Origin of the sequence: Actinomyces sp. ICM47, assembly GCF_000278725.1 — a bacterium.
Classification (GTDB): domain Bacteria; phylum Actinomycetota; class Actinomycetes; order Actinomycetales; family Actinomycetaceae; genus Pauljensenia.
On sequence record NZ_ALCA01000088.1, the window covers coordinates 24,169 to 30,513 of the forward strand.

3 protein-coding genes are annotated in these 6,345 nt (G+C 60.6%); all 3 read left to right on the forward strand.

The window, feature by feature from the left end; translation table 11 throughout:
• The first annotated feature begins 32 nt into the window (after positions 1–32).
• Complete coding sequence (gene pglZ, locus HMPREF1136_RS05855) at positions 33–2,582, forward strand: BREX-1 system phosphatase PglZ type A (protein ID WP_009648415.1); 2,550 nt, start codon at positions 33–35, stop codon at positions 2,580–2,582.
• Positions 2,579–4,795 carry a BREX system Lon protease-like protein BrxL gene (gene brxL / locus HMPREF1136_RS05860; protein WP_009648400.1) on the forward strand — a complete coding sequence of 739 codons (2,217 nt, stop codon included), beginning with the start codon at positions 2,579–2,581 and terminating at the stop codon, positions 4,793–4,795. The genes pglZ and brxL overlap by 4 nt, the downstream gene beginning before the upstream one ends.
• 223 nt (positions 4,796–5,018) lie before the next feature.
• On the forward strand, positions 5,019–5,939 hold the full coding sequence (locus HMPREF1136_RS10685) for an Abi family protein (RefSeq protein WP_083836252.1): 921 nt from the start codon (positions 5,019–5,021) through the stop codon (positions 5,937–5,939).
• Positions 5,940–6,345: the final 406 nt, after the last annotated feature.

Below are 6,345 nucleotides of genomic sequence, written 5' to 3' on the forward strand. Positions count from 1 at the left end.
GCTGCGAGGAAGAGTGAGGAAAGGCGATACTGGTGAGCGGAATCGATGCCTCTCGGCTGGCAGAGGAACTGAACGCCCTGCTCGAGCATGGGCGCATTGTCACGTGGTTGGATCGCAACGGCGAATACGCCGAGGACCTTGACGCCGTCCGAGAGCTGCTCGACGGGGCTACACTTATCACGATCAACGCCAACCTCTTCGAAACCAAACTCCGCATCTTCGCCGAAGACACCAAGTCCCGCTACGTTCTCTACTGCGGAGGCGAGCTCCCGCCCCTCGAAGAAGACCTCCTCGCCGACGTGCGCTGCGGATACCCCACATTCAAGGCCGACGCTTCGACCCTCCTCGTGCGCGAACTCGGCGTCGACCCCGGCCTGGCCGCAGTCATCGACGAATACGCCCCCTTCTTCAACTCCACCGCCCGCGTCGCCGACCTTAAGAAGCACCTCGGAGCCATCAGCGACGCCGACAAGCGCTCCGACCGCAGGACCTTCCTCGCCGCGATGAGCGCCGTTCTGCTCAAGACGCAGCAGCGTTCCTTCTCCGTCCTCTTCGCCAAGCTCGCCTCCATGACGCAGGACAACCCGCTCGACGCCCTCAAGTGGGGCCTCGACGCGTACTTCTGGGAAGGTGCCCACGCCATCTGGGGGTACGACGGCGAACACAGCTTTGACGCTCTCATGACATGGCTTTTCGTCATGAACGCGAACGGCTGGGACCACCGGCACAACTCCGCCCAGCGCGACTTCAGCATGTGGACCCGCGACGTGGCCACGCGAGACGACGCCCGCCGATGGGCCAGGCGCGTCGATGAGGCAACCGGTGCCAGCGCCGCCCTGCGCGATGCGGCTACCGACGCCCTCCTCATCGACACGACCACGCCCGGCGTTGACCGAGAACTCATCTCCCGCCTCGTCCGCGGAATCATCGACGGATCCGTTGGCGTCGCTCAAGTCGAAGAACAGCGCGGAAGGCGCCGCGAAGGCCTCTGGTTCGACGACACGGAGGCGCTGTGGGACGCTGCGCGCGCGGGGGCGCGTCTGCTCACCCACCTGCGTGCGCTCCCGGGCATCGCCTTCTCGGACGCGGCCGAGGGCTTCGCCCGCTACACGAACCCGGACAGCGGCTTGTGGGCCATTGACCAGGAGTACCGCCACTACGTGCGCGCCTCCCGAGCCGTTCACGTCGATGATGTCCTCACCGACCTCGACCGGCACGTCGAAAATGCGTACTGTGACGACTACCTGCGCCCCCTTTCGCGCACGTGGGACGACGCGCTGCGCGGCATGCGCACATGGGATATCGCCGTGCCCTCGTCTAGCGGGCGCATTGACTCGTTCCACCGTCTCCTCGTCGCAGGCTCCCACAGGCGAACCGTCGTCATCATCTCCGACGCTCTCCGATACGAGGCCGGCGTCGAGCTCGCCGACCACCTGCGCTCCCTTGGACGCGGCGCGATCGCCCTGAATCCCTGGTACACGATGCTGCCGTCGATCACCGCCCTCGGAATGGCCGCGCTGCTCCCGCATCGAGAGCTGACCCTTAACGTACGCGGCAAAGACCAAGTGGTCGTCGAGGCTGACGGCCGACCGACGTCCGGGATCGATGCACGCCGGACAATCCTCGAAGGTGCCGATGGGCGTGCGTTTACCTATCAGGAGCTCGCGAGCGACTCCGTCAAGTCGATGCGCTCGAAGTTCAAGGGTGCCTCCGCCGTGTACATCTACCACGATGTCATCGACGCGATCGGCGACCACGCGGCCTCGGAAAGTGATACCCCCGATGCCGTCAACCGTGCGATTGCCGAGCTCTCCGGCCTCGTCGGCAAGCTCATTTCCGCGGACATCACCCGCATCCTCGTGACCGCTGACCACGGCTTCCTCTTCCAGGACAGCGAACCCGCCAACGACGACACCGCGAAACAGGACGGCGTTCCGCGCGGGCGTTCCGTCTCCGTGAAGAAGCGTCGCTATGTCCTCGGCAAGGACCTGGGGTCGACGGATGACTTCGTCGCTTTCGACGCGACGAGCGTCGGCCTGACAGACGGGCCGAGCATCGCCCTACCCTACGGCACCCGCCGCATTCGCACCCAGGGCCGAGGAAACCGCTTCGTCCACGGAGGAGCCTCCCTCCAGGAAATCACAACCCCCGTCATTGAGGTGTCGGTGGGTAGTAGGGGTGCCGAGGACGTCCGCGACGTCGGTATCGCCCTGCATTACGACGACATGTCCCTGAAGGTTAACCGTTTCAGTCCACGTGTCATCCAGCGGGAACCCATCAGCCCGACGCGACGCCCTCTGACCGTCACGATTGGTCTCGAGAGCATGTTGGGTGAGCAACTGTCGAGCACTCGAGTCCTTACTCTGGATGCGGCTGAGCGCTCCGAGGTGTCGCTCAAGCAGAGCAGCGAACTCATCCTTTTCGACGGGGTGCTGCAGAGACACTCCGGCGAAGCCGTCAGGATCGTCGCCTACAAGACTGTTCACGGACAGGTCGTCGGCGAGGCCGTCGCCACCCACGAGCTGACCCTCAACGACAACGGGTTCGGAGGGTTCGGAGGATTCGGAGGATTCGACCTATGAGCATCTCGCCCGAAGAAGCCCTAGAGCGCGAGGATTCCCCGGCCTCGTCTCTGATCGGGGGTAGCGAGGGAGGAAAGCTCGCGGAGTACGAGGAAATCGCCGCGCGCGCATACGACGGCTTCGTCGTCCGCAAGGACCTGGTCGGCCAGGTCAAGGGCAACGCGATCGTCCCCTCCTACGTGCTCGAATTCTTGCTCGCTCAGTACTGCGCGACCACGAGCGAGGCGGCCATTGTCGAGGGTGTCGAGAGTGTCCGTCGCATCCTCGCCAAGCACTACGTCAACCGCGGAGATTCCGAGCTCATCAAGTCACGCATCCGCGAGGAGGGACAGTATCGGATTATCGACAAGGTCTCCGTCAACCTTGACGAAACGCACGACCGATACAACGCCTCCTTCGAAAATCTCGGGGTCACCAACGCGCTGGTATCCGACGAGACCGTTCGTGAGAACGACCGCCTCCTGACCGGTGGTGTCTGGTGCCTGGCTGAGATGTCCTACGTGCCGATGGGAGATTCCGGAGCAAAAGCATCCAGCCCGTGGATCGTCTCCCGCCTTCAAGCCATCCAGCTGCCGCGCTTCGATTTCGGCCGCTACTGCACGGGGCGCGCCTCTTTCAGCACCGACCAGTGGATCGACCTGCTCGTCGCCTCGGTCGGTCTCGATCCCGATAAGCTCAGCCGACGCTCGAAACTCTTCCAGCTGACCCGCCTCATTCCCTACGTCGAACGCAACTATAACCTCGTCGAGCTGGGCCCCAAGGGCACCGGAAAATCGCATATCTACTCCGAATTCTCGCCCCACGGCATCCTCGTGTCGGGCGGCGAGGTGACGCTGGCAAAACTCTTCGTTAATAACGCGACCCGGCGCATCGGCCTGGTTGGCTACTGGGACGTCGTCGCCTTCGATGAATTCGCCGGGCACAAGCGCGTGGAACGCAGCCTGGTCGACACGCTCAAGAACTACCTCGCGAACAAGTCGTTCTCACGTGGCGACAGCACGATCACGGCCGAGGCCTCGATGGTCTTCGTCGGTAACACGACGCGGACCGTACCCGCGATGCTGGCCAGCGCCGACCTTTTCGAGGCCCTGCCCGAGGCGTATCACGACACGGCGTACATGGACCGCGTCCACTACTACCTGCCCGGATGGGAAGTGGACATTGTGCGGCCCGAGCTCTTCTCGCGCGGGTACGGGCTCATTGTCGATTACCTGGCGGAGGCGCTGCGGCACCTGCGTACCCTGGATTACTCCGGTGACCTGGATACCCTCGCGACGCTCGATCCGGCGATGTCCAAGCGCGATCAGGACGCTGTGCGAAAGACGTTCTCGGGCCTGGCGAAACTCATCTTCCCGGCACGCGATGGCGAGCCTGAGGAACTCGAGGAGCTGCTCCGCTTCGCGATCGAGGGGCGTAAGCGCGTCAAGGATCAGATCATCCGACTCGACGACACGATGGCTGCGTCCGGGTCCCACTTCACGTACATGCTGGGACGCGTGGACCAGGACCACTACAATGCCTCGAGCGCCCGATCCGTTCCCACGCAGGAGGAACTGGACTACCCGCAGTACTTCACGTCGCACGGTGATGCTGATGAGCGGGGGAGTGGTCAATGGGATGCCGGAGAGCTTTCCGACGGTCTTCCGAAGTCGGACGTTGTAGTCGATGCACGCGGAGACAATAAGCCGGCCTCGCCCGTCTTTGACCGTCGAGCCCTGTTGAAAGCACGCGCCATCCCCAAGCGCTACAAGATCGAGCCGAGCATGGGTAATTCCATGCCGGACATCCTGCTCCCGTACCTGTTCGATGCGGCTGAGATACGGATCCGTGACCCGTACTTGCGCCAGACGCACCAGGTTCGAAACGTGCACGAAATACTGCTGCAGCTGATCCAGAATGCCGATGTCGCGAAGCTGCCGCACATTGTCATCGAGACGTGCGCCAGCGACGAGGACATCTATCGCTTGCGGCAGGAAGAGACGTTCAAGCAACTACAGCAATCGTGGGAGCCCTTCGGCATCGTGATCGACTGGAGCATCGTTGATTACTTCCATGACCGCTGCATTACGACCGACACCGGCTGGGTCATCGACCTCGGTCGCGGGCTGGACGTCTATGACGCGTACACGCCGCTATCGCAATTCGACCCTCGTTATGCGATCCCGCACCTGCGGCGGACGAAGGAGATTACGATCAACATCAGCAGGGAGTAAACTGTCCGTTCGTCAATCGTATAGTTGTGATGTAATGCCGACCGCTGAGCGCATCGTGAGTGCAGTATAGTTGGGCACTTATAGTGGCGAGTGTCACTAGCACTTGTTGTGACGGGCGCATTGCTTAAGGGTATCGTTGAATATAACATGACCGGTTCCGCTACCCGCTATGCAGTGGGAGTCCAGGGCCGGTCCTTGCTATTCGGGAGAAGCGATTTGTGCCGTGACTCGTGTGAAAGTGTTCAAAACCTACGCTGAGCAGGTCGAGCTGCTTCGAAGTCGTGGGATGCGTATTGATAATGTTGAGCGCGCGGAGAAGGAGCTTGCTCAACTGAACTACTATCGACTATCGGGGTATTGGTATCCTATGCGCCGTTTTTCTTCAGGTACCCGTAAGGCGTGCGACGAGTTTGTTGACGGAGCTTCGTTTGATTTGGTCATCGACCTCTATGAGTTTGACGAACAGATGCGGCATGTCGTATTCGGCGAACTTGATCGTATTGAAATGGCCATCCGCACCATGCTTGGGTATCGCTTGGGAAGCATTGATCCTTTCATTTATCGAGATGTGAAACGTTTGAGTGCGTCTGCTCGTCAACAGAATAAGGGGAGTTCCCGTAGTAAACATGCTGTTTGGATGGAGAAATTTGAAAGAGCTGCGAAGTCTTCAAGGGAAGACTTTGTCGAGCATCATCGGAAACATTATCAAGGCGATATGCCTATCTGGGCAGCTGTCGAAATCATGGATTGGGGGATGTTATCTTACTTATATGATTTTTCTCCGACGTATGTACGTGACGATATTGCGCATGAGTGCCGACTTACGGCTCCGCAGCTCGCATCATGGTTGAAATGTCTGAATATTGTGCGAAATTATGTCGCCCATCATGCGCGTATATTTAATCGTGTTTTCGATATTAAGCCGAAGCTTAGTAATGATGAGCGGTTGCAGGCGGTGGCTGGCGTGAGCAATCGTTCTTTTGGGCAGTTGTCACTCATCCAATACTTGCATCGCCAACTTGGTCTATCTCCCGCCAATCGCCTGCCTCAGTTGCTTGATATGTTCCCGCATAACGATGTTGTTCCCTTGTCGCGAACTGGTGCTCCTGATGGATGGCAAAAGCTTGCGGTGTGGGAGCGCTAGTCTAGAGTGCTCCATGTCGCACAGACGTGCACGTATGCGATGTGTTGCGGAACGGATGTTCTTGGTTCGGGGTACGCGTATGCGGGTTGGTAAGGGTTCGGGGTGGAAGATAGGGGTTCGTGTGCACCACGCGCCAAACTGGTCCGACAAATCGGCCCGCAACCAGCCTAAACACGCCCTGAAACCCCGCCCAGGCCTCGTCCGAAGCAGAGCCAAAAAGTGAACGCCGCCACGAAAAATGGCTTAGGATGGTGGGCGCGCCGACGAACCCCAATGACGGGAACGACCGGCACAACACAGTATCCAACGCAGCAGCAACACACCAACCAGCAGACCGCAAGGCCAGCACAGCGCGGACGCACCGTCGCAACCGTGCGCAGCCGGAGCACAGCGGGGGAGCGGCACC

Coding starts and splice junctions, on each gene's coding strand:
- brxL (WP_009648400.1), top strand. CDS start 2,579: ATGAGCATCTCGCCCGAAGAAGCCCTAGAGCGCGAGGATTCCCCGGCC.